Annotated in this window: 1 protein-coding gene; it reads right to left on the bottom strand. The window is 73.1% G+C overall.

The genetic code is table 11. From position 1 onward, the window contains the following. The coding region (locus FF041_RS32385; RefSeq protein WP_323393345.1) for an acyltransferase family protein at nt 1-1,359 on the bottom strand (1,359 nt) is incomplete at its 3' end. Between the last annotated feature and the right edge of the window lie 46 nt (nt 1,360-1,405).

Genomic DNA, 1,405 nt, shown 5'->3' with positions numbered 1-1,405 from the left:
GGCTCCGGGCATCGGCATTCCCCGGCATGGGCTGCTGCCGCCGTCCCCCGGATTTCCGGTGCCCCCGAGGTACCCGGTGCCGACGCGCCGGGGCAGTGGGCGACCGGAGCACACGATGGCCAGGAGACCGCACGCGCAGAGCGCCAGCGGAAGCGCCGCGCCCCGGCCGGCCGGGGCGAAGCCGCCGATCGCGAGCGACGCCAGGGACGGGAGGCAGACGGCCAGGCCACAGGCCAGGAGGATGGGGGACCACCAGCCCGTGGGCCCCACACCCGGGGGGAGGCGCAGCAGCGGGCGCTGGACCCGCAGAAGGGCCAGGGTGAGGGGGATCATGACGGCGGTCAGAAGAATCAGCCAGGGAAGGCGCAGCGCCAGCCACACGGTGGTGCCGATGGCGGGCTGAGGGGCAAGGCCTGTCGGGTAGAGAGCCAGGGCGACCAGGATCACGGGGATCATGTGCCACAGGTAGACGGTCATGACCGCAGCGTTGAGCCGGTTGACCCGGGACCGCAGACGGGGGCGGGTGAGCAGGCGTTCCAGGGCGGGTTCGGCCATGAGGAGAAGTCCGGTCTGCGCGGCTGCGAAGGCCAGCAAGGCGATCGAGGGCGGGTCCGTGTTCCCCACCCGTGTCCCCGCGCCAATCATGTCGACGGGGAACGGGCCCCAGCCCAGCAGGCCGGCCAGGAGCACGACACCCCCCGCAGCCAGGGCCCGGCACCGCCACCGCGGGGTGGTGAGCGTGCCGTCCTGCCAGGCGAACCCCCACTGGTGCATCGAGCCCCACACGAGCAGATAGTTGGCGAAGCCGATCACCGGCAGCCGAGGGCCGAGCACCAGGGCGTCCACTCCCGCCGCCCCCAGCGCCATCACCACCGGCACGGCCGGCCCCCATCGGCGGTGCGCGGCGTGCAGGAGCGGCGTCAGGGCGATCAGCATCAGGTAGACCGGCAGGAACCACAGATGCAGCGCGATGAGCCAGCCCGCCTGGGCCAGCACGCCGGGTTCCGCGCCCGCGAGGCGGGCCGCGGCGACGGCCGGAGCGCACACGGCCGCGTACACCGCCGTCGGCCACAGCAGCCGCGCGGCCCGCCCCTGCACCCAGGACCGCCAGTCCTCGCCCTGCCGGTGATGAGATGTCCAGGACACCGCGTTCGCATAGCCGCCGACGAGGAAGAAGACCGGCATGACCTGCAGCACCAGCGTCGGCCAGCGCCCCCAGCCGACATAGTCGAGAGCGTTCAGCCCGGATAGCGCCCCGCCACGGTACGTGACATCGACCAGCAGCCAGTGGCCGAGCACCACCGCGCCGATGGCGCACACCCGCAGCAGGTCCGCGCAGCGGTTCCGTTCCGCCCTCACATCATCGATCATCGCGCGGTGCACGCCCGGACGGGAAATGTCGCGG

Source organism: Streptomyces jumonjinensis (assembly GCF_009600885.1).
GTDB classification, from domain to species: domain Bacteria; phylum Actinomycetota; class Actinomycetes; order Streptomycetales; family Streptomycetaceae; genus Streptomyces; species Streptomyces jumonjinensis.
This window is presented reverse-complemented; position numbering and strand designations above follow the sequence as displayed.